The sequence below is a fragment of the Commensalibacter oyaizuii genome (genome assembly GCF_029953265.1).
Classification (GTDB): domain Bacteria; phylum Pseudomonadota; class Alphaproteobacteria; order Acetobacterales; family Acetobacteraceae; genus Commensalibacter; species Commensalibacter oyaizuii.
In genome coordinates, this window is record NZ_JASBAO010000001.1 from 511553 (window position 1) to 535838 (window position 24286).

Annotated in this window: 20 protein-coding genes and 1 tRNA gene; 15 read left to right on the forward strand and 6 right to left on the reverse strand. The window is 37.0% G+C overall.

Annotation, left to right across the window (positions count from 1 at the left end):
• The first annotated feature begins 47 nt into the window (after positions 1–47).
• The 7 genes from QJV27_RS02205 (at position 48) to QJV27_RS02235 (ending at position 5992) form a co-directional block, all read left to right on the forward strand.
• Positions 48–779, forward strand: a complete 732-nt coding sequence (locus tag QJV27_RS02205) for a JAB domain-containing protein (RefSeq protein WP_281447355.1) — start codon at positions 48–50, stop codon at positions 777–779.
• Positions 780–842: 63 nt separating this feature from the next.
• Entirely contained in the window at positions 843–1610 is a 768-nt protein-coding gene (locus QJV27_RS02210) for an N-formylglutamate amidohydrolase (protein ID WP_281447356.1), read from the forward strand.
• Positions 1607–2449, forward strand: a complete 843-nt coding sequence (locus QJV27_RS02215) for a shikimate dehydrogenase (RefSeq protein ID WP_281447357.1) — start codon at positions 1607–1609, stop codon at positions 2447–2449. The genes QJV27_RS02210 and QJV27_RS02215 overlap by 4 nt, the downstream gene beginning before the upstream one ends.
• 9 nt (positions 2450–2458) lie before the next feature.
• Positions 2459–3055, forward strand: a complete 597-nt coding sequence (gene coaE, locus QJV27_RS02220; protein ID WP_281447358.1) for a dephospho-CoA kinase — start codon at positions 2459–2461, stop codon at positions 3053–3055.
• Positions 3052–3738: a DNA polymerase III subunit epsilon gene (gene dnaQ, locus QJV27_RS02225; protein ID WP_281447359.1), complete on the forward strand. Its 687-nt coding sequence runs from the start codon at positions 3052–3054 to the stop codon at positions 3736–3738. The genes coaE and dnaQ overlap by 4 nt, the downstream gene beginning before the upstream one ends.
• 149 nt (positions 3739–3887) lie before the next feature.
• Entirely contained in the window at positions 3888–4913 is a 1026-nt protein-coding gene (locus QJV27_RS02230; protein WP_281447360.1) for a lipid A deacylase LpxR family protein, read from the forward strand.
• Between the two features lie 74 nt (positions 4914–4987).
• The gene (locus tag QJV27_RS02235; protein ID WP_281447361.1) at positions 4988–5992 is read left to right on the forward strand and encodes an acyltransferase; all 1005 of its coding nucleotides are present in this window, start codon (positions 4988–4990) and stop codon (positions 5990–5992) included.
• Positions 5993–6026: 34 nt separating this feature from the next.
• Here QJV27_RS02235 and QJV27_RS02240 read toward each other — a convergent pair whose 3' ends face one another.
• Positions 6027–7409, reverse strand: coding sequence for an MATE family efflux transporter (locus QJV27_RS02240; protein ID WP_281447362.1), 1383 nt, complete (start codon positions 7407–7409; stop codon positions 6027–6029).
• Positions 7410–7514: 105 nt separating this feature from the next.
• Between QJV27_RS02240 and cysS the strand changes: the two genes are divergently transcribed.
• Together cysS and QJV27_RS02250 are read left to right on the forward strand one after the other, a co-directional pair.
• The gene (gene cysS / locus QJV27_RS02245; RefSeq protein ID WP_281447363.1) at positions 7515–8870 is read left to right on the forward strand and encodes a cysteine--tRNA ligase; all 1356 of its coding nucleotides are present in this window, start codon (positions 7515–7517) and stop codon (positions 8868–8870) included.
• On the forward strand, positions 8867–9640 hold the full coding sequence (locus QJV27_RS02250; RefSeq protein ID WP_281447364.1) for an RNA methyltransferase: 774 nt from the start codon (positions 8867–8869) through the stop codon (positions 9638–9640). The genes cysS and QJV27_RS02250 overlap by 4 nt, the downstream gene beginning before the upstream one ends.
• 9 nt (positions 9641–9649) lie before the next feature.
• Here the strand turns inward: QJV27_RS02250 and QJV27_RS02255 are convergent, their stop codons facing one another.
• Complete coding sequence (locus QJV27_RS02255; RefSeq protein WP_281447365.1) at positions 9650–10180, reverse strand: HdeD family acid-resistance protein; 531 nt, start codon at positions 10178–10180, stop codon at positions 9650–9652.
• A gap of 148 nt (positions 10181–10328) precedes the next feature.
• Positions 10329–14279 carry an AIDA repeat-containing protein gene (locus QJV27_RS02260; RefSeq protein ID WP_281447366.1) on the reverse strand — a complete coding sequence of 1317 codons (3951 nt, stop codon included), beginning with the start codon at positions 14277–14279 and terminating at the stop codon, positions 10329–10331.
• A 447-nt stretch (positions 14280–14726) separates the two neighbouring features.
• On the opposite strand from QJV27_RS02260, the gene rpsD reads away from it, so the two are divergent.
• Both rpsD and QJV27_RS02270 read left to right on the forward strand, forming a co-directional pair.
• Positions 14727–15344: a 30S ribosomal protein S4 gene (gene rpsD, locus QJV27_RS02265; RefSeq protein ID WP_281447367.1), complete on the forward strand. Its 618-nt coding sequence runs from the start codon at positions 14727–14729 to the stop codon at positions 15342–15344.
• 91 nt (positions 15345–15435) lie between these two features.
• On the forward strand, positions 15436–16992 hold the full coding sequence (locus QJV27_RS02270) for a peptide chain release factor 3 (RefSeq protein WP_281447368.1): 1557 nt from the start codon (positions 15436–15438) through the stop codon (positions 16990–16992).
• A 264-nt stretch (positions 16993–17256) separates the two neighbouring features.
• Here QJV27_RS02270 and QJV27_RS02275 read toward each other — a convergent pair whose 3' ends face one another.
• Both QJV27_RS02275 and QJV27_RS02280 read right to left on the reverse strand, forming a co-directional pair.
• Complete coding sequence (locus tag QJV27_RS02275; protein ID WP_281447369.1) at positions 17257–17943, reverse strand: NUDIX hydrolase; 687 nt, start codon at positions 17941–17943, stop codon at positions 17257–17259.
• 32 nt (positions 17944–17975) lie between these two features.
• A tRNA-Gln gene (locus QJV27_RS02280) sits at positions 17976–18049 on the reverse strand.
• A 171-nt stretch (positions 18050–18220) separates the two neighbouring features.
• Between QJV27_RS02280 and QJV27_RS02285 the strand changes: the two genes are divergently transcribed.
• The 4 genes from QJV27_RS02285 (at position 18221) to QJV27_RS02300 (ending at position 22983) form a co-directional block, all read left to right on the forward strand.
• Positions 18221–19234, forward strand: a complete 1014-nt coding sequence (locus QJV27_RS02285; protein ID WP_281447370.1) for a Ppx/GppA phosphatase family protein — start codon at positions 18221–18223, stop codon at positions 19232–19234.
• A gap of 25 nt (positions 19235–19259) precedes the next feature.
• A complete protein-coding gene (locus QJV27_RS02290; RefSeq protein ID WP_408869610.1) occupies positions 19260–19973 on the forward strand; it encodes an RlmE family RNA methyltransferase in 714 nt (237 codons plus the stop codon).
• A gap of 186 nt (positions 19974–20159) precedes the next feature.
• Positions 20160–21644 (forward strand): IMP dehydrogenase, encoded by a 1485-nt coding sequence (gene guaB, locus QJV27_RS02295; RefSeq protein WP_281447371.1) that lies wholly within the window; start codon positions 20160–20162, stop codon positions 21642–21644.
• Positions 21645–21666: 22 nt separating this feature from the next.
• Positions 21667–22983: an RsmB/NOP family class I SAM-dependent RNA methyltransferase gene (locus QJV27_RS02300; protein WP_281447372.1), complete on the forward strand. Its 1317-nt coding sequence runs from the start codon at positions 21667–21669 to the stop codon at positions 22981–22983.
• Here the strand turns inward: QJV27_RS02300 and QJV27_RS02305 are convergent.
• Positions 22975–24216, reverse strand: a complete 1242-nt coding sequence (locus QJV27_RS02305) for a cation:proton antiporter (RefSeq protein WP_281447373.1) — start codon at positions 24214–24216, stop codon at positions 22975–22977. The genes QJV27_RS02300 and QJV27_RS02305 overlap by 9 nt on opposite strands.
• Positions 24217–24286: the final 70 nt, after the last annotated feature.

The following is a 24286-nucleotide window of genomic DNA, read 5'->3' on the forward strand; positions in this document are numbered from 1 at the left end:
ACCTTTGCTTCAGTTTCATGATGAGTATAGATAAAAAGAACAAATAAATGCACGATAATTCTTCTTTACCCCCTGTTGCGAAAAGAAGCAAACCTTTTACTCATTTAAACGGAATGGGTCATCGTGTACGCATGCGAAATAAGTTACTTGAAAAAGGGGCTGATATCCTTGAGGATTATGAAGTTTTGGAGATGTTGCTTTATTTGGTTATTCCACGGAAGGATACAAAACCTTTTGCTAAAAAATTAATAAATCTTTTTGGGTCCCTAGAGAAAATTTTTGAAGCTGACATTGAAACACTAAGTCAAACATCTATACCCGAAAATTTTATTGTTTTAATCGATATTTTAAGAAAAATCTCAGATCGGTTAATTGCACCAGATGGTTGTGACCGACCTTATCTTAGACGTTGGAAAGATGTTATCATTTATTTAAATGATTATAAGTTAAAGGTAGAGACAGCCAATAAAAATATTATACGATTATTATTTTTGAATGGCCAACAACGTCTAATTTGTGATGAATATATTTTATATCAAGGCCTAGATTCTATTTCTGTTATTATCAAAAAAGCCATTGAACTTTATGCAATCAATCTAATAACAATTAATTATACACCTCATACTGTTTTCTCACAGAAAATGCGTCAACAAGAGACAAAATTTGCTTTAACCCTACAAAGTTCAGCTCATCCTTTTGATTTAAATATTAGTGATCATATCATTCATATGGACAAACAATATTTTAGTATTTTTAAAAACAAAGCCTTAGATTTTTAATTTTTTGTAAATAATGGTAAACTCTGATTAACCTTATGATTCTTATAAAAGTTTAATATTCCAATGTTATTATGTGATACTGATCCAAATCCCGTAACGCTTGTAAATCCTGATTCCTTATCCCCATTTTTTCTTGTCTGTGATCATGCAGGTTTTACTTTTCCCAAAGCTTTGAAAAATCTTGGACTGACCAAAGAAGATCAACAGCGGCATATCTCAGGAGATATAGGTATTAAAGGGGTCGGGGAAAAGTTATCCTCTTTATTACATGCAACCCTAATAACACAATCTTATTCAAGATTAGTCATTGATTGCAATCGCAATACACTAAATCCAACCTTAATAGCCCCCACTAGTGATGATACCGTAATCCCCGGCAATCAAAACCTTTCTTTAGAACAACAACAAGCCAGAATTACCGAAATTTATCAGCCTTATCATCAAAAAATATCTGACTTATTAGATTGTCGTTTGCAACGAAATATTCATACTGTCTTTGTTTCATTGCACAGCTTTACCCCAAAAATGCAAAACGGGGAAAAACGGCCTTGGCATGCTGGGATTTTGCATGAATATTCAGACAAATTTTCATTGCTTTTTAAACAAAAATTGCAGGAAAATTATGCGTATCCTATTGGGGACAATCAGCCCTATGCTTTGACCGAAAAAAATGATTATACAGTGCCGAACCACGCATTAAAAAGGAATATCCCGTACTTAGAACTTGAAATCCGTCAAGATCTAATAACAACTTCTGAACAGCAAGAAGAATGGGCGGAACGCCTATCGTTCTTATTACCTATTGCTTTAAAGGACTATACAATATTATGACCATAATCACAGGTAGGGCAAAAATTGCAGCTGTATTGGGATGGCCCATTCAACACTCTCGTTCGCCCTTATTGCATAATTTTTGGCTTGATCGTTACCAAATTGATGGCGCGTATATTCCCTTAGCCGTTAAGCCAGAAGATCTAAGAAAAGTTATACAAGGCATGGTGGCCGCAGGATTTAAAGGATGCAATGTAACCATTCCACATAAAGAAGCTGCTTATTTATGTTGTGATCGTGTCGACGAGGCTGCCAAAAAAATGCAGTCTGTTAATACATTGTGGTTTGAGCCAGATGGAACCATTTGTGGAACCTCAACAGATGGGCTGGGCTTTGTTGCGTCATTATTAGATCAAGAAGTATCATTAAAAAGATGTAAAGTATTAATTTTGGGGGCAGGTGGGGCAGCACGATCTGTGGTAACAGCACTGTCGGATGTGGGGGCTGTTATAACCATTACCAACCGAACATCATCAAAGGCAAAACAACTGATTAATGATCTGGATATAAAAGCCAATCAACTAAATTGGGAAGATTGGCCTAATTCCTTAGAACAGTTTGATTTACTCGTCAATACAACCTCTTTGGGAATGGAGGGGAAAGAGGATTTTGCTTTTGATCTGACCTATGCACATCCAAAGCTGGTTGTTACAGATATTGTTTACGTACCAAGAGTAACACCACTGTTAAAAGCAGCACAAGATAAAGGTTTAAAGACAGTCGAAGGATTAGGCATGTTGTTACATCAGGCACGTCTGGGGTTCGAAAAATGGTTTGGTGTTAATCCAACCGTTGATCAAGAATTAACGGAATATGTTGCCAGCAGCTTAAGGAAATAATGGTTTAATATGAAAATTTTGGGCGTAACAGGCAGTATGGGTATGGGTAAAACCACCATATGTTCTATTTTCCGTAATTATGGTTTTTTAGTATTTGATGCCGATTTAACAGTTCATCAACTGCAAAGCCCTAAAGGCAAAGGATTATATCATATTACCCAGGTTTTTCCTAAAGCAGTAAAAGATAATGTGCTCGATCGACAGTATTTACGAAAAATTATTGTTCAAGATCGTCAGAATTTAAAGCGATTGGAACAAATTATTCTACCATTAGTTGCAAAAGAAAGGGATAAATTTATACGTCTGGCACAAGCCAAAGGTCACCAATGGTGTATCTTAGACGTACCTTTATTATTTGAAAAAGGAATAGATCAATTATGCACGAAGACCTTGGTTGTTGATGCCCCAATGGCAATTCAAAAAGTAAGAATATTAAAACGGGGTAAAATTACGTGGGAACAAGCCCAAGCTTTTATTGATAGTCAATGGCCAAATCGATTAAAATGTAAAAAAGCTGATATCGTTATTCAAACAGGATTATCTAAGGCTCATACTTTTTTTCAAATGAAACGCTTAATTTGTCAAATGCAAAAAGGTCTATTATGAATAAAAGATCGGTTCTTTTTGATACTGAAACAACAGGGGTTAATCCTGATCAGGGTGATCGAATAATTGAAATTGCTGCTATTGAATTAATTAATGATTTACCAACGGATAAATTTTATCATGTTTTATTAAATCCAGAACGTGACATTCCAATTGAAGCGACCAAAGTGCATGGATTTACCCTGGATGACTTGAAAGATAAGCAAAAATTCAAAGAAATTGTTGATGATTTTTTAAATTTTATTCAAGATGATCCCTTGGTTGCCCATAATGCACCTTTTGATTTTCGTTTTGTGAATGCCGAATTAAACCGTATAAAAAGACCACCCATTTCGATGGACCGCATGATTGATACATTGCAGTTAGCTAGGGCAAAATTTCCTTCATCTCCAAACAGTTTGGATGCATTATGTCGGCGTTTCTCAATTGATTTATCTGAACGTACAACCCATAATGCGTTACTCGATTGTAAATTATTATCTGAGGTCTATATCCAATTAACAGGTGGTCGTCAAAGAGGTCTTGGATTTGCTAATCAACGATCAGAAAAAACAAGTAAGGTTTATCAAAGCATTAAAAAACATACCTCTATATTTATCAAACCCACTAAGGAAGAAATAGAATTACATCGAGAATTCTTAGAAAAAAAGATTCCTAATGCATTGTGGAATCAGGAAAAATAATCTTTTTGACCTGATAGGGCGTTGCAAATTTGTTCCTGTTTGGCTTAAAAAAAATCTTTTAGAATAAAAAGTCGTATAAAATTCTTTTCTTTCCCGTATAAAAGACTTAGAAATTCTTCAATTGGTTCTTTTATAGGTAAGGGGATGTTATGGGCAACCTAAAATGTTTATCCATGTCTGGTTTCATATTGACGACAACCATTCTTTCTGTGGCTTCTTTGCAATTAAAACCTGCAAAAGCCACCCCTAAACAAGATCCTTACAATACGTTAACCCTACAATGGGAAAATGATGCTGCTTCAACGTTAAGTGGTACGTCTGATCAATATTACACCAATGGATTACGGATTGGTTGGACCTCTCCAACAGACAGCTTACCCGAACCAATTGCCAATGTGAATCGTTTTTTGCTTGGTGATGGTATGCAACGTATTCATTGGGGATTACAACAAATGATGTACACCCCAAGTGATACCAGGGCATATGCTAGATTACCCCATGACCGTCCATATGCAGGTGTTTTATTAACCACCGTTAATTTAATCAGTGATACAGATAATACACGAAGTGTTTTTGGTATTCAGGCAGGTGTAATGGGGCCAGCTGCCTTAGGCAGACAAGTTCAAAATGGATTTCATAGCATTATTGGCGACCATAAAAATAATGGATGGCACAATCAATTACAAAATATGCCTGTCTTCCAAGTACAAATGGGGCGCACATGGCGTTTCCCAGTTGGAAAAGCTGGTCCAATTGAATTTGATTTCTTGCCTTCTGCCAATGGTGCAGCTGGAAACTATAAAACTTATGCTCAAATCGGTACCATTTTCAGATTTGGTCAAGGGTTAGACAGTGATTTTGGACCATCGCGCATTGGTTCTGGCAATGATGGAACAGATGCATATGTTGGCACAAAATTCGTAAATTGGTATTTGTTTGGTGGTGTCGATGGTCAAGCTGTCGCTTATAATTCCACCTTGCAAGGTAACCCAACCAACTCTCATTCTCAACATGTCTCCAAAAAGTGGGATGTCGGCGAAATTGTCGCCGGCGCAGCAGTTATCGTTAAGGGGTATAAAATTGCTTATACCCAGACATGGCAAACCCAAGAATTTAATGGACAAAGAGGGGGGTTATTCAACTATGGCTCTGTTTCTGTTTCCTTCAAGTTCTGAGTTTTTTACGTATACATCATGATAACCAGCCCTACAATTTTTTGTAGGGCTTAATTTTTTATAGCGAATTGTAAATGCAAAAAAATTTAAATATAGAAATATTAAGAACATTCGCAATGCTGGGTGTAATTTTTATTCACTGTTCAATGTCGTTTTTTTATAATGATACAATAATGAAAAATCATCACTTAGAATGGTCAATAATAAATTTTTATTATTCCTTAGCTAGATTTTGTGTGCCAAGTTTTTTCTTAATTACGGCTTATCTATATTTTGTCGGAAACAGCAAAGTCAATACATACAAAAAATTTAAAAGGATTTTTATCCCTTACTTTATATGGTCTGTAATTTATTGGTGGATTAATGACAAACACACCCTCGTTTCTTTTTTCACAAAGATATTTTGTGATATCAGTAGTTATCATCTATGGTTTATGGTAGCTTTTTTAGGATATGCAATTGTTTTACCTCTTATTATGGCATTTTCAAAAACAACCCAAAAAGAGGCTTATAAGCCAATAATCTTTTTTATATTTCTTTTTTCCATTATTCTTCCATCTTTGTACGAATTATTAGACAATTTGGGTATTCAAATAAGACATTTGTCAGGTTTTGACTTTGAATTCTCTCAATATTATTTATATGCTTTGGTCATTCCTTTTATTACAAGGAAAATAAATCGCCTGTTATCACTTTTTCTATATTTTTTATGTATCATCCTAACCGCGTGTATTAATATTAAATTTGCCTATCAAATTGGAAGACCTTACGAATATTGGTTTTCATTTACGGCTTTACCTGTCTTCGTCTCTTCATGTTTATTATTTAATTTGTTCATTAATTTAGATTTTAGTTTCATCGAAAAGAAATATACGACATTGCTATATATATTAGGTGAATGTACATTTGGAATATATCTGTGTCATGTATTGGTTATTCAGATACTTGGGAATTACAGCTTATTATTTCATATAAATACCATTATTGATCCTATTGTTAACACACTTTTGGTGTTTACTGTTTCTTTCTTCGTCACTGTGATATGCAGAAAAATAAAATACGTTAAAGAGGCATTTTAAAAGTCAAAAGTAATTATAAAATTGAATCTTATAATTACTTTAATGCTCGAGCCAACATTTTTTTGGGGTTACGTGTTAATAAATAAAAGCGTGTTGTTGCCAAAAGTGCGATAACACCCAATCCAACCCCCATGCCAGCCCATAAGCCAGGGGCTCCCCAATGCAGATTAAAGGCAAAATAAATACTTAAAGTATATCCAACCCCCCAAAAACTAATTAAGGCTAAAATCATTGGAATAGTGGTATCTTTTAACCCACGTAAGGCACCCATAGCAACGGTCTGTATACCGTCAACTATTTGAAAAAGTCCGACCACTTGGATAATCGCAATAGCGATTGATATTGTGGTAAAATTGTCCTCAGAAGATGCATCTAAAGATAAATTCACAACCAGTTGCGGAAATAAAAATACTGTAACGCAGACCAAGGTCATAATAAAAGCACTTATTCCAATTGAAAAAAAACCACTCTTTTTGGCACGGTATGGTTTTTCTGCACCAATCCAGTAACTAACTCTGACATTTGCTGCTTGGGCAATGGCCAGAGGAATCATAAAGGTTAATGTTGAAAAACTGACAGCAATTTGATGGGCAGCCAAGGATTCTGTACCCAGTTTGGTTACATTAAAATTTGCAAATAAAAATAATAAGATTTCAGCAGCTGAGCTGATACAAATTGGCAACCCCAAACGTGCCAAAGGCCATAATAATGCTAAATCAATTTTAAATGGACATAAATATTGCCTTAAGCTTTTTTTACAATGGGTCACGCCAATTAAGATAAAGGTTGACAGCCACAAAGTAATTGTCGTTCCTAAGGCAGAACCGTATAATCCCATTTTCGGTGCACCCCATAATCCGTAAATAAAAGCAGCATTTAAAAGACCATTAATGACAGCTGTTATAGGGGTAATTTGCATTAGAATTTTAGAAGCATTAAATGCTGGTAGAATAACCCGTATTAACCCCGTTCCTGCGATAACAGGGGGCATCCCCCATAGCAAGATATGCATAAAGTGGTTACATTTATCTAAAATTTCTTGGTTATTTTCCCCTGTCCACTGCAAAATCGTTCCAGTATGGTATAAAACAAAAAAACAAGGGATACACAGCAATAAGCCAAAAATATATGTTGTCCAATAGACACCAGATATTTTTTTTACTTTATCTGCACCAATAAACTGTGCAATTAATATCGCAGCCGAGCTTAATGCAGATTGAAAGATAATGCTAATGGCAAAGAAAATATTTGTTGTTAAACCGCCAACAGCCAAAGTTTCCTTGTTTACATGTCCTAATAAAACAGTATCTGTTACCCCCATTGCCATTTGACATAATTGGGAAAAAGCAATTGGAATTGCAATATATGCAATAGCAACAAGTTCACTTTTGAAAAAGCTTGGATTATTATTCTGCATGGAAATAACTACGACATATCGAAAAAAAAGTTGAATTTTTATTTAAAAAATTAAACAACAGGTTTAAAGTTTCCTCAAAAGTTAAAGACAGCAAAGAAGAGACAAATGCACAAAGTTACACTATCATTATACGACAGCCGTCAACATCAAATTATTCCTTTTGTTGCCTTGGATCCGTACCATGTTCGTCTCTATTTTTGTGGTCCTACAGTTTATGATTTTTTACATATCGGTAATTTAAGGGCAATGTTGACCGCCGATATTTTGGTAAGATTGTTAAGACTATTGTATCCCACAGTGACATATGTGCGTAATATCACAGATGTGGATGATAAAATCAATGCCAGGGCAAAATTAAATAATGAATCGATTCAATCCCTAACCCAAAGAACAACAGCTGACTTTCATCAAGATATGCAATCTATGTATATTTTACCCCCTGATGTTGAACCCAGGGCAACAGAACATATTGCAGATATTATTCAAATGATATCGCAATTAATTGAAAAAAAACACGCCTATGAAGCACAAGGACATGTTTTATTTTCTGTATCTTCTTATCGTCATTATGGCAGTTTATCTGGACGTAATCCAGATGAATTATTAGCTGGCGCACGGGTAGAGGTCGCGACATATAAAAAAGATCCAGGAGATTTCGTTTTATGGAAACCTTCAACTGATCAAGAACCTGGTTGGGATAGTCCTTGGGGGCGGGGGCGTCCAGGGTGGCATATTGAATGTTCCGCTATGTCTTATCGCTATCTTGGTGAAAATTTTGATATTCATGGTGGGGGGCATGATCTACTGTTTCCTCATCACGAAAATGAATGTGCTCAAAGCATATGCTGTTTTCCTAACAGCAAATTCGCTAATATTTGGGTTCACAATGCAATGTTACTGGTCGATGGTGAAAAAATGTCTAAATCCTTAGGTAATTTTTTTACTATACGTGAAATTCTAGAACAACATAATCCTGAAGCTATTCGTTTTGCGTTATTACAAGCACATTATCGTTCTGTTCTTAATTTCTCTCAATCGGGATTGAAAGAGGCCAAGCAAATTATGGATCGGTTTTATCGTGCATTACTAGCATTTGAACAAGATTTAAATCAAAATGTTGATTTACCACAAACGTTTTTGGAAGCAATGCTGGATGATTTAAACACGCCCAAAGCCCTGACAGTTATGCATCAATTGGCAGATTATGCATTGAAAGGGAATAAAGAGGCTGCTTTACAACTTAGATCTGCTGGCCAACAATTGGGTCTATTTAATGTTTCACCAACACAATGGTTTCAAAATACAGACAAAGCTCAAGAGATTAAAACATTAATCGACCAACGTGATGCTGCAAAAAAAGCAAAAGATTATGCCTTAGCTGATCAAATCCGTAATCAATTAAAAGAACAAGGTATTATATTAGAAGATAGCCCCAACGGTACAACATGGAGACAAATATGACCGGCAAAGATGGCGGTGCCGATTTAACACCTATTGGAAATACACCCATTGTTATTTTGGTTAGACCTCAATTAGCTGAAAATATCGGTACTGTCGCCAGGGCCATGGCAAATGGTGGATTATTTCATCTCAGGTTGGTTTCCCCTCGGGATGGGTGGCCTCAACAAATTGCTTGGAGGGCAGCCTCTGGTGCAGATCGTTTATTAGAAAATGCACAAGTATTTGACACAGTTGCAGAAGCAGTTTCAGATTTGCATCATGTTTTTGCAACTTGTCCCAGACCCCGTCATATTATTAAACCCTTATTAACAGCAAGGGGTGGTGCTTTGGAAATGCGTGAAATGACCAACCGTGATTTAAAAGTTGGGATTTTATTTGGTCCCGAACGCACGGGATTAGAAAATGATGATTTTATTCATACGGATTATTGGGTTCGTTATCCCTTGGATCCACGTTTTATGTCGTTAAATTTATCACAAGCGGTGATGATTATGGCTTATGAATGGTGGATGGCAACCGAACAGACACCCCAACGTCAATTGCAGACGAACGGTACGCATATAGCAACAAAAGCCGAGCTTGAAAATTTTATGTCTCACTTGGTTCGGGAACTCGATCATTGTGGATTTTTACGTAACGAACAAAAACGCCCAGGTATGGTTCGTAATATTCATCACTTTTTCCAAAGAGGGGAAGTAACCGAACAAGAGTTACGAACACTACATGGGATTGTCGCGGAATTGGTCAGAGGGCCAAAGCCTCCAACATAAAAGTCAAAATTATTTGATCTTTTGTTTAAAGGTTAAGCCTAGTTGTATCCAAGCTGCACCAATAAACATAAGATCAAATGCAATCATAAAACCAATAAACCATAATCCACTAAGTGGTTCAGCAAGAAGAAACAGTCCAAGAATAACACTTAGCGCGCCACTGAAACACAAAAATCCCCAACCCCCAGAACCTTTGTGATTGATGGCAATCATAATACGCATAACACCGCCGATACAAAAACAAACGGCAATAAAAGCTGTTAATATCAATGAACCGGCAACGGGTGCGCAGATTAATATAATACCACTGGCTAAATATACTATTCCTGCAAGGGCAGATAATAAAAAACTTTTCCATGCATTTAAATAACAAGCATGAATAATTTGTGATAAACCAGCAAAAACCAAAACAATTCCTAAGATAATTACACTAGCAATTGTTGTTACAGCCGTATCCAGTAACGCAAAAAAACCTAAGACTAAGATGACGCTTCCTAGTCCTACAAACCATTTCCATTTTTGGGCAAGTAACTGTTCCATTGAAATTCCTTGATAATATTACAGTGATTGATAGTAAAAATAAAATAATTATTAATAGTGTATAATTTATCAAGCTTTGTGATCAAGTTAAAACAGCAAGAAAGATACAACCCTACTTGTAAAGTTAGGTTGTATATATTTTTGTTTTTTATGCTATTTTTTTAATTTCTTTGGTTAAAGATAAATAAGGCCCTCCAGCGATCACATGCACAATTAATATATCGTAGGACTGATTTTCTGAGTACTTAGTTTTATGATTACGTAAAGGCAAAGAGGCATGACCATTCGTCCAACGATATAAATGACTTTCAATTCCATGCCATCCTTCCAGATCATTCTGTAGCAAATGCGTATCAATTTTAATTGTTTCATTCCGACTTAGCAAGGTAACGTCACCAATCAAAACCCCTAATTCTCTTCGATCGTCTACAAAAGGGCCTATTGCGTCACAAGGACGGCTGCTTTGCGAAAGTATATGAATAGTCTGTGTATTTGATGGAAGCGTAAAGATAAAACGATCTTGATTTCGAGCATGAGGATAAATTATCTTTCCATCGTTTGTTTGTACGCAAAGATCAGGATTATCGTCAATGACAAAATTATTTAAAGGTTCTTGCAATCCAATTTCTTTTGCCCTTGCTAATAGTCGATTGAACAAAGGTTCAACATTATTTCTATCTGTTATTAAGGCAGCACATCCATCTTCTCCCCAACTTTTCGCAGTGCGTCGCTGTGGGAATAAAACAATATTATTATGTTGATTAAATGTATAACGATTACCTGTATCCAAATAACTTTCCGTTAACATTCCATCAGCCCATATGACTGAATGCGTATCTGTTTCAACATGATAATAGGTATAATTCTTAATGGAATAATCGTAAAAAATACTTACTCCGTTTACTAACATACGTACTGGCACAAACATATTCCCAAAGAAAAGACAATGTTCAGGGGTTATCAGTAAATCTTTATAAGGGACGTTTTCTGCAATTGCGTCTTTTAAGATACGTACAGGATACCCCGCCATATCATCAGGTTGATCTGGATTAACTGTGGCATTTTTATATCCGACCCATTTGACATTTTGTATAACTTCCTGATTATTTTTCCAGTCATAGGTTACGATTTTATCCCCAGCACGCAAGTTTTCAACTTCTATTTCACCATTAACAGTTTTTATCATTGACCCTGTTAGGAAACAAACTTCGTATACAAGCTGACCGTTACTAGATGATAAATTATATCCTGCATTTTCTGCACCCACGATATTCATGGTAATTTTTGAACCATTTTTTAGGGTCAATGTCACATGATTTGGGCTTGCATTCCCATTAGCATCTTCATAAGCCACACTGACAACGTCATTTGGATTAACACCCTCTAATATAATAGAGTCAGAGTTACCTGGTTCTTGACCTGCAAAATTATTAATGACGATTGTAGCGTTCCCACCATCATTCAAACCAGTCAGAACAAGTTGTGTATTATTATCACCTAGTAAATTGACATTACCACCAGCGCTGCCCCAAATAACAGCAGAACCACCATTGTAAATATCAGCAGTTCCATCCAAGAACGATCCTGCATCTATTACTAAAGAACCACCTTTATTGACAGTTACATCATGGGAAATGCCAGCACTATAGACTGATAAAAGACCACCTTCATTGATTGTTGTATCAAAAGCTTGACCGTTGCTGTATACTTGTAAAACACCATTATTTTCGATAATTGTTTTTGAGATAATGGCACCCACATTATAAACAAATAATTTACCCCCTTGGTTAACTGTTGTATCATAAGCATACCCATCTGTAGATACACTCATTACTGCACCGCTATTAATAGTAGTGCCATAAGCCTTACCATTATTAGAAACACCGATACCCAAATCAGAGGCATTGTTAATAATAGTGTTGCTGACAATCCCGTTACCTGCAACGAATATAGTCGCGTAATCGTTCAGGGTGGTGCCGACCATTTGTCCATCAGTAATAGAAATCGTGGCAATATATGCAGTTGTATTTTCTAGATAGTTATTTGAACCATTGGAAATAAGAATGGTGCCACCACTGACGGTATTGTCATAGGCACTGCCATTGCTTGTAATTGTCAGTAATGAATAACCAAGAGTAGTTGTATTGCTAACAACACCACCTTCAACATTTAAAGAAGCTTTGGCTCTAACTGTAGTATCTTGGGCATATCCAAATGAAGATACGTTCATGACACCACCAGTACTAATGGTCGTACTATAAGCGTGACCCGACGAGGACACGTTCATTGTGCCGCCACTGCTAATAGTTGTATCATAAGCATATCCAGCGGAAGTCACTTCCATAGTGCCGCCATTATTGATAGTGGTTGCATAAACAGAACCGTTATTAGAAACGCCTATGCCGAGGTCTATAGTATTATTAATAATGGTGTTGCTAGCTATTCCGTTGTCTTGAACAAATAAAGTCCCCTGAGCATTTAGGGTTGTGCTGACAATTTTACCATCAGAAATATAAATTGATGCAGAGGTTGCCGTTGTGTTTTCAATATAGTTTGTTGATCCGCTTGAGGCGTATAGCCTACCTGATTCGAAATTCGTATTATATACACTGCCGCCACTGGTAACGTACACTTTTCCATAAACAAAACTTGTATTGGATGCAATACCACCATTGTCGACATATATAGTACCTAATGCTACGTTTGTGTCAAAGATAGCACCATTGGTAACGTATAAGGAGCCTGTATTCATACTGGTGTTATAAGCACTACCATTATTGAAGACACTGACTTTTGTACCTTCATATATTCTAGTACCACTTGCGACACCGCCATTATATATGCTGACGACACCGTTTGCTCTGTTTGTGATGCTAGTGGCACTACCATTGTCAAATACGCTCATGGTTCCGCCACTTACAAGCGTATCATAAGCATATCCAGCGGAAGTCACTTCCATAGTGCCGCCATTATTGATAGTGGTTGCATAAACAGAACCGTTATTGGAAACGCCTATGCCGAGGTCTATAGTATTATTAATAATGGTGTTGCTAGCTATTCCGTTGTCTTGAACAAATAAAGTCCCCTGAGCATTTAGGGTTGTGCTGACAATTTTACCATCAGAAATATAAATTGATGCAGAGGTTGCCGTTGTGTTTTCAATATAGTTTGTTGATCCACTTGAAGCAAACAGCGTGCCAGCTTGAAAATTTGTATTATATGCGCTGCCACCACTGGTGAGGTATACTCTGCCTGACACAAAGTTCGTATTGGATGCAACACCATTATTACTGACGTATAAGTTACCATTCACAAAACTTGTATTGGATGTAACACCACCATTATTAACGTATATGTTACCCACTGCTACGTTTGTGTCAAAGATAGAACCACCACCAGTAACGTATAAGGAACCTGTGTTCATACTGGTGTTGTAAGCACTACCATTATTGAAGACACTGACCTTTGTACTTTCATATATTCTGGTATCACTTGCGACACCGCCATTATATATGCTGACAACACCATTAGCTCTGTTTGTGATACTTGTGGCGATACCATTGTCAAATACGCTCATGGTTCCGCCTTTTACAAGCGTGTCATAAGCATATCCAGCGGAAGCCACTTCCATGGTTCCGCCACTATTGATGGTCGTTGCATAGGCAGAGCCGTTGTTATAAACGCCTATGCCAAGATCTACATTATTATTAACTGTCGTATTGCTGGCTATTCCGTTATCTTCAACAAATAGGGTACCGCCTCTATTAAGGGTTGTACTTACAATTTTACCATCATTTACAGAAATTGTTGCAAAAGTTGCTGTTGTATTTTCAATATAGTTTGTTGATCCATTTGAAGCGTATATATGGCCAGCATTTATATTTGTGTTATACGCACTACCGCCACTAGTAATGACCACCCCACCGTTATTATTTACAGTGGTACTATAAATCTTACCATTATTATAGACGTTTACGTTGCCATTAACATTAATAGTTGTATTAGAAGCAACGCCTTCATCATAAACATTTAAAGTATCATTTTTTGAAACAATTTTGTCATTGATTATGCCACTGCTAACATTACTTGTCGATGCCATCGTATTGTTCCTATTGATATTAACGCTAATATTGCCTATATCACCCATCTAGTGACAGCAAAGTGTAATTACAATATTTGTAATATTTTTTTCTTTGATTTTTTTTATATTATTTGCAAAAAATAAGTTTTTATTTGTTAATAAAATTAATTATTTATTAATAATTAATATTTATTTGTTAATTTGTTGGTATATTATAATGAAATTGTTTTGATTTATAAATAACGCAATTCGGCTATTTTGATTAACTATTTGACTTTTTAAAATAATCTTCGTATACAGCATTTATTGCTGGGAAAGTGGTTTATTGTTTTTACCAAAATAGTTAGAGGTTACATTGGTAAGAAATATAGACCCGTCCTTACAGAATATGGAACTACCAGTACAATAAACAATTAGTATTGTTGCCTCTGCAATATTATAGATATAAGAAAGTTTTTAACTGTTATGAGTAAACGCTTACAAAGCAAGTACAAAATTAACCGCCGTTTAGGTGTTAATTTGTGGGGTCGCGCAAAGTCCCCCGTTAATAAACGTGAATATGGTCCAGGTCAGCACGGTCAACGTCGCCGTTCAAAACCATCTGACTATAGTGTTCAGTTAATGGCAAAGCAAAAACTGAAAGGTTACTATGGTAACATCAGTGAAAAACAATTCCGCCGTTACTATGCAGAAGCATCACGCCGTAAAGGGGATACTTCTGAAAATCTGATTGACCTACTAGAACGTCGTTTGGATGCGGTTGTTTACCGCCTGAAATTTGCAGCAACACCTTTTGCTGCTCGTCAATTTATCAATCACGGTCATATTTTAGTTAACGGTAAGAAAGTTAATATTCCTTCTTACTCTTTAAAAGATAACGATGTTGTTGAAGTTAAAGAAAAATCAAAACAACTTTCTATTGTGTTAGATGCAGTTCAAAGCAAAGAACGTGACATTCCTGAATATTTACAAGTAGATCATCGTCAAATGAAGGGATCGTTTGTTCGCACCCCTAAATTAAACGATGTTCCATATCCTGTTACCATGGAACCAAATTTGGTTATCGAGTTCTATTCTCGTTAATTTTTTTTGCCACTTTGCAAAATTTGCCGAGCGATATCTATCCGCTCGGCTTTTGTGTGTTTAAATCCTTATATTTATCTGAGCTTTTTTTATGTCAAACTCCGTTCACAATTTGGAAAATGAAATTTCTCGTCGTCGTACATTTGCGATTATTTCCCATCCTGACGCGGGTAAAACGACATTAACAGAACGGATTTTACATGCTGGGGGTGCCATTCAAATGGCTGGTAATGTTCGTGCAAAACGCGAACAACGGCGCACCCGATCTGATTGGATGAATATTGAAAAAGATCGTGGTATTTCGGTCGTAACTTCTGTTATGACTTTTGAATATGGTGGTTGTATTTTTAATTTACTTGATACCCCAGGCCACGAGGATTTTTCCGAGGATACATATAGAACGCTTACCGCTGTCGATGCTGCCGTCATGGTTATTGATGCAGCCAAAGGGATTGAGGCTAGAACTCGTAAGTTATTTGAAATTTGTCGCCTACGTGACATTCCCATTATAACCTTTATTAATAAAATGGACAGAGAATCTCAAGATCCGTTTGAATTACTTGACGAGGTTGCTTCTACGTTGGCACTAGAAACCACTCCTTTAACATGGCCTGTTGGACGTGCTGCCAAATTTTTGGGAACCTATGATTTACGCACACAATCTATGCGGTTAAAAGAGGAAATTGCTGACACTGATGACCGCATAATACTGTTGAATGAAGAAATAGAACTAGCCAAAGCAGCATTACCCGAATTTAATATTGATGATTTTAATGCTGGATTTTTAACGCCTGTTTTTTTCGGAAGTGCCATTAAAGAATTGGGGGTTATTGATTTATTGGATGCTTTGGCTGATTTTGGACCCAGTCCTAGAAACCAAGCCAGCAATGACCGTCAGGTTTCCGCAAACGAACCATCCATGACTGCTTTGGTTTTTAAAATTCAAGCAAATATGGATCCCAATCATCGCGACCGTATTGCCTTTGCCCGTATTTGTTCTGGTCGATTGGAACGGGGGATGAAGTTAAAGCATACACGTACTGGAAAAACATTTGCATTGCATACCCCACAATTTTTCTTTGCCAGAGACCGCCAACTTGCAGAAGAAGCTTTTGCTGGTGACGTTGTGGGAATTCCAAACCATGGTACATTAAGGATTGGCGATACATTAACTGAGGGTGAAGACTTACAATTTACAGGTGTTCCATATTTTGCCCCAGAAATTTTACGACGCGTTAATTTAAAAGATGCAATGAAGGCTAAAAAGTTAAAGCAAGCTTTAACAGAATTAGCAGAAGAGGGCGTTGTTCAGTTATTTAAACCTCAAGATGGTTCGGCCCCGATTGTAGGGGTTGTCGGAGTACTACAGCTGGATGTTTTGCAAACAAGATTAAAGCACGAATATGGTGTGGAAATAACTTTCGATGGTATTTCCTTTACTCAGGCACGTTGGGTGCAAGGCGACAGAAATATGATCGAACGATTTATAAATTCAAATCGCAGTGCAATTGCTGATGATATTGACGGAGATCCAGTATTCTTGTCAACCTCGGATTTTATGATGCAACGCACTATCGATGCAAATAAAGAATTGTCCTTTCATGATATTAAACAAATCGGTGTGGCTTTATCTTCTGATAAGCGTTAACTAATAGCGTATAAATCTTGTAAAAGTCAGCAAATTAAGAAACTAACAATTTTAACGCTTTTCAATGATGCTGGCTAATTGTATGCGGTTTGTAAATAGTATCAGTGATCCTATGGATAAAGCATGTGCTCAACTCTTGTAGAAAATTAATCTTCGTCTTTATGATAAGGATACTTTAGGCGCCTTATCTAAGTTTAGTTAAAGGGTAAATGATCAATAAACATCATCAATGGAGAAGATCAATAAACCGTTCTATTTTCAAAATTACTCGCCCATACTTTTCAATAAATATAAAGTAGTTGGCAGAGTTCGATCCGGAATATCCAATTGATTATTGATACAGATTAATGCTTGGTATTCAGGATTGGCATTCTCCTTCCATTTTTGTAGTATTACTTGGTAAGATAATTGCGTTTCTAATTTAATACCGATATCAATAATATGCGTATCACTATGCTCGGTTGCAGAAAGTATTGTCGGATTGAAAAAATCATTTTGTTGTAGACCTAACTCTTCTTGAGCCTCCGCATAGAGTTGATCAAGCAAATTAACATCATCAGTGTTTTGTCTGGATTCCACGGTGCCTGCGGGCGGAGATTGCCAATATCCTGGCAAATAGACAGCATTTGTTGATCTTTTCCCCAATATAATCCCTTGTGAACACTGAATTAATCCAATAACGGCAAGAGAGCGTATTAATAGCTGTGTATATAGTTCAGGTTTTACTGTTTGTGCTAAGACATATTTATATTCAGTCCAATATCCAGTAATATTATTTGACGTAATCGTTGTAACGTTGAATATTCTACCATTAAACAGCTTTGGAAATTGTTTTTTCTTGTTTTCCCAAAGTCTATTGACCTCAGCCTCTAGCAATGATGGGTATATATATGGATTTGAAATGCTGCGAACTTTTAGTGATGGTTCTAAAGCAAAGGTTTCCCACTGCATTTTATGATCTGCTTTATAAAATTTTAGGGATTTGGCTGGGAGACCTGGATTCGAACCAGGGCTGACCGGGTCAGAGCCGGTAGTTCTACCGCTAAACTATCTCCCAACGATAATTTAGGCTTTGATATCATTAATTTATATATATAACAAGGAAATTTTAGTGTATAAAGAATTAACAAAGGGATGTATTTATCATATCCGATACATATATAACTTTAAAAGATTAATCAATTTAAAGGAGCTTTATTGTTTTATAAAGTGATCTGAGGGTTAAGAGATGTTCGCGGCATTAGATTTAGGTACAAATAATTGCCGACTCCTAATCGTATCTTCAGGACGACGAGGTATAAAAGTTATAGATAACTATAACCGCGTAGTTCGATTAGGAGAAGGGTTATATGAAAGTGGTGTTTTGAGTGAAGCCGCTATGGAACGTACTTTATTTGCTTTACGTCACTGTGCCGCTAGAATTGAACGTCGAAAATCCTTTAAATTGTATGCTGTTGCAACTGAAGCTTGTCGTCGGGCCAGCAACGCAAGCACGTTTTTAAAACGTGTACACAACGAAACAGGGCTAAATATTAATATTATATCCCCAAGAGAGGAGGCAGAACTTGCAGTCGCTGGGTGCAGTGCCTTTCTTCATGATAAGCTTTTGAGACGTAATCGAACAAAAACTTTGCTTTTTGATATTGGTGGTGGATCAACTGAAATTGCTTGGGTAAGGATTGACCCCATCAGAAAAAAGCAAACTTTGATCGGTTGTTGCAGTATCCCCGTTGGTGTTATTACATTAAGAGAGCAATTTAGACGCCTGACTTTAAATGAATATTATCATATGGTTGATTATGTTTTAAATAAAATCAATGCATTTGAACGCATACATCAAATCAGGGCCGAAATCTTACGCGAACAAGTACAGTTTGTCGGTGTCAGTGGCACAATCACTGCTTTGGCGAGCATGATTTTAAAACAACCTAAATATAGTCGTTCTGCTATTGATGGGCTATTGTTGGAAACATCACAAGTTAAAGATATGGTTCGACATATATTGGTCAGTAAATTTAACAAGATTTATGATTATTCCACGGTCAATCAAAGTCGTTTACATTATTTACTACCTGGTTGCGCAATTTTTGAGGCCATTCATACAGTATGGCCTGTAGAAGACATTGTTGTTGCGGACAGAGGTATACGTGACGGCATCATTGCCAAAATGTTAGAGGCCAACAAATCACACAATACTGGAAAAAATCATTTCCACTCTTCTCGTTTTTTTGTAAAAAATTAATATCTGAAATATATAAAAGTTCTTAATGATGGATAAACAAAACACAAACGAGGGGGCTAGAAAAAAAAAGACCTCTCGTTTTGCAACAGACGGACTAACAGTTAAACTAAAAAAAAGTAGAGGTCGTTCAACCTCTCAACAAAGATGGTTAACCCGTCAATTAAATGATCCATACGTGCGTGCTGCTCAACAACAAGGGTGGCGTTCCAGAGCAGCGTTCAAATTGATAGAATTGGATGAAAAATTTCATTTCTTAAGGCCTGGTTTAAAAGTTGTGGATCTAGGGGCTGCGCCTGGGGGATGGTCACAAGTTGCAGTTTATCGCAAGGCGACCACAGTGGTTGGTATTGATTTGTTAGCTGTCGATCCCATTCCTGGGGCTGAAATCGTGCAAGGAGATTTCACGGACCCACAGAATATGGATATTTTAATCGAAAAATTGGGGGGTAAGGCTGATCTAGTCATGTCTGACATGGCACCTAATACAACTGGCCATGCCATGACAGATCATATCCGTATTATGAATCTAACAGCAGAAGCATTGGATTTCGCAATCCAAATTTTAAACCCAGAAGGGGTCTTTATAGCTAAAGTTTTCCAAGGTGGTACAGAAAAGGATATGCTAAATACTCTAAAACGCATGTTTAAAACAGTTAAGCACGCCAAACCGCCAGCTAGTCGAAAAGAATCTAGAGAGTTATATGTTATTGCTATGGGTTTTAAAAACACTGAAAACTGACTAATGTTGGAAAGTTAATTTTCGTAATCAATTGTGTAAAAATATTCTGTTTCCTAGATAAATATTTTTTTCTCTTGTCGAGAACATCTTTTAAGAGTATGAAGAATTGCCAAATGATTGGAACCCATAAATTATTGGGTTATCCCTTTTCTATATTTTATTTTTACTTTTCCAAAGGGCATCAAGATGGCAAATTCTTCTTTCCAGACTAAACAGATTCGTGAAGCACTAGCATTCGATGATGTATTAATTATCCCGGCACAATCTGATGTTTTACCCAGTCAAACTGATGTAAAAACACAATTAACCCGAACAATCCCATTAAATATCCCCTTAATTTCTTCAGCAATGGATACAGTGACCGAATATGCCATGGCCATTGCAATGGCACAAAATGGAGGGATAGGGGTAATTCATAAAAATCTTTCTATTGAAGAACAAGCCAATCAAGTTAGACAGGTTAAACGTTTTGAATCAGGAATGGTGGTCGACCCTGTAACTGTGTATCCTGAAAATACGCTGCAAGAAACTATTGATATTATGAAACGCAATAGCATCAGTGGTCTGCCCGTTATCGAACGTAATACTAATCGTTTGGTAGGGATTTTAACCCATAGAGACGTGCGTTTTGCTACAAATCCCAATCAATCTGTTGCTGAACTCATGACAAAGGATAATTTAATTACGGTTAGAGAAGGCGTAAAACCAGAAGAAGTTAAGCGTCTATTACACCAACATCGTATTGAAAAATTACTGGTTGTTGATGATCAAAATAGATGTGTTGGTATTATTACTGTTAAAGATATGGAAAAGTCAGTTGTATATCCTTTGGCTAATAAGGATCAATTTGGTCGCTTGCGATGTGCTGCTGCAACTGGGGTTGGCGAGGATGGATATCAACGCGCAATTGCATTAATCGATGCTGGGGTAGATGTATTGGTTGTAGATACCGCCCATGGTCATTCATCTGGTGTACTAAAATCGATTGAACGTCTGAAAAAAGAAAAAACAGATTTACAATTAATTGCTGGAAATATTGCCACACCCGAAGGAGCAAAAGCATTAATCGATGCCGGTGCTGATGCGGTTAAGGTTGGGATTGGTCCAGGGTCAATTTGTACTACTCGCGTTGTTGCTGGCGTTGGTGTGCCACAATTTTCTGCTGTTATGGAAGTGGCTGAAATTTGTCATCGTGAAAATATTCCTTTAATTGCTGATGGTGGTATTCGTACCTCTGGGGATATTGTTAAGGCTATTGGTGCTGGGGCTGATGTCGTCATGGTGGGTTCCTTGCTGGCGGGAACAGATGAATCCCCTGGTGAAGTTTTCTTGTATCAAGGACGTTCCTATAAATCATACCGTGGTATGGGCAGTCTTGGGGCAATGGCTCGCGGATCAGCAGATCGTTATTTCCAACAAGATATCAAAGACAGCCATAAATTGGTTCCTGAAGGTATTGAAGGTCAAGTTCCTTATAAAGGTTCTGCCGAAGCGGTTGTCCATCAATTGGTTGGTGGATTAAAAGCTGGAATGGGTTATACGGGAAACCCAACAATTGAAACCATGAAGCAAAATGTTCAGTTCCGTAAAATTACAGGGGCAGGATTAAGAGAAAGCCATGTACATGACGTGGTAATTACTCGTGAAGCTCCAAATTATCGTCACAATTAATTAAGAAAATAAGTACATAACTATGACTCCTTCTGCGCAAGTATCAGCAGTAATTGAACTGTTGCTCAATATCCAAAATCAACGACATGCCCCTGCGGATGCAACTGCTAATCGATTTTTTAGACAACGCAGATATATTGGTGGGGGGGATCGTCGTTATGTTTCAGCACAAATATGGGAAATTCTTAGACATTATCGGAAATTGCAATGGTGGCTAAAACGGGTTGGCAGCCCAATTAATCCCAGGATGATGGTGTCAACCTTTCTTGTATTATCGGGTCAGTCAGTAAAGGAAGTCAGCAAATTATTTTCTGGTGAGAAATATGCTCCTTTACCTTTGAAACAAAACGAAGAACTTTATTTGCTATCTTTAGAAGGGAAATCTTTCTTTTCCAAAGAAATGCCAAATGCTGTAAAATTTGAAGTTCCCGATTGGTTATATCCATTACTTGAAGAACAATATGCTGATTCTATTGAAACAGAGTTAACCGCATTATTAGAACCAGCACATTTGGATCTAAGAGTAAATACATTAAAAGGTGACGATCGTTCAACCATCAAAGAGAAACTTAAACTTGAAGGAATCATTTCAACAGAAATGCAATTTTCTCCTTGGGGATTACGGGTTGAAGGTCGTCAATCAATTACCTCTACCAATTTGTTCAAAGAGGGGGATATCGAAATCCAAGATGAAGGTAGCCAATTAATTGCTTTAATGACAGGCGCTACTTCGCAAATGCGCGTATTGGATTTCTGTGCAGGTGCGGGTGGTAAAACCATGGCCATGGCTATGATGATGCAAAATAAAGGACACATTATTGCTTCAGATGTATCCGAGGTTCGACTGGGCGCAGCGCAGCGGCGTTTACGGCGGGCGGGGGCATTTAACGTCGAAACCCATCAATTCGTTGAAGGTGCTAAATGGATCAAGAGGCGTATTAAAAGTTTTGATCGTGTGTTAGTTGACGCACCATGCAGTGGTACTGGAACGTGGAGACGAAACCCAGATGCGCGTTTAAAATTCAGGCAAATTGATTTGGCAGAGCTGATTGCAAAACAGGCTGATATTTTGCGCTCTGCAGCGACTATGGTGAAAGAAGGGGGGCGTTTAATTTATGCCACCTGTTCATTGTTACAACAAGAAAATCAGTATCAGATTGAACAGTTTTTAGAAAATCATCCAGACTTTCATCTGGTTCCCCCCGATACTGCAGAAGGTTTATTACCTAAAGAATTCACTCAACATCCTACGTTTCAGTTAACACCAGCACAATATAAAACAGACGGTTTCTTTTGTGCTGTGTTAGAACGGAAAGTATCAAAAGTCGAGTTATCTTAGTTTATAAAAATGATTAATAAGTCGTTCCATGGTTAATCCTTGGACGACTACCGTAAAGATCACACAAACGTACGTGATAACCAAAATCTCATTCTTAGGAAAAATATCAGGCAGGGATAAGGCTATAGCCAATGAAATACCCCCGCGTAGTCCACCCCAAGTCAAAATTGAAATTAATCCCTTAGGATTAGAATCTTTGTATAGAAGTACTGAACCACTGATACCAATAGCAATAAATCGGCATAGAATTAGGAATGGGATACATAGCAGGCTGATAATTAAGGTCTTGTAATGGAAAGGTATAACCATGATTTCCAAACCAATTAACAAAAATAACAAGGTGTTTAACAATTCATCAATAACATGCCAAAACCCTGTAATCGTATCATGGTCCTTTTTGGTTGGGCGTTTTTGTAAGTAATTACCCATTAACAATCCGCTGACGACTACGGCGATAGGGCCAGACATATGGAAATGATTGGCCATTGAAAAAGTACCTGCAGCCAAGGCTAATGAAAATAGAATAATGACTTCGTCATGGTTCATACGTTTAATAATCGATATAACAATATAGGCAGTAACAGCCCCTAATATTCCACTACCAAATACTTCTTGTATAAAAACAAGTAATAATCCTCCGGCATTAGGCGTATGGTTACTGGTGGCGATGGCAATTAGCGTTGTGAAAGCCATGAGAGCAATACCATCGTTGAACAAGCTTTCCCCAGCAAAGATAGCTTGCATGCGAAATGGTAATCCCAAACGTCCCAGCATGTTAATAATAGCCACAGGATCAGTAGGGGCCAAAATAGATCCTAAGACCAGGCACCAGATAAATGATATTGGAAGGGAGAAAAGGGAAAATAATCCCCAAAATACAATGCCCAAAGTAAAAATACAAATTAACGTCCCTAAAATCGCCAACGAAGCAACGTTATATTTAGCTTTCCATAATTCATCTAAATGTATGTGTAAACTGCCTGCAAATAAAAGAAAGGCCAACACACCATTCAGTAAAAGGGTTGGGAAGTTTAGTCCAGATAAAATATTTTGAGCAAATGAATATCCAGAGAAAAAAGAAATAGAATAATCACTAATGAACAAAACTAATGAGAAAACAAAGGCCATAATCATAATCCCAATTGTAATGGGAAGATGTAGAAATTTATGATTTATTGCCCCAGCAATTGCCGTTAATAAAAATAACAAGGATATTAGCGTCAACAGGTCCATTTTCAAAATCTTCTTATAAATTTACATAATTTTTTGTATTATACGTTAATTTGGTATAAATATTGAGTGA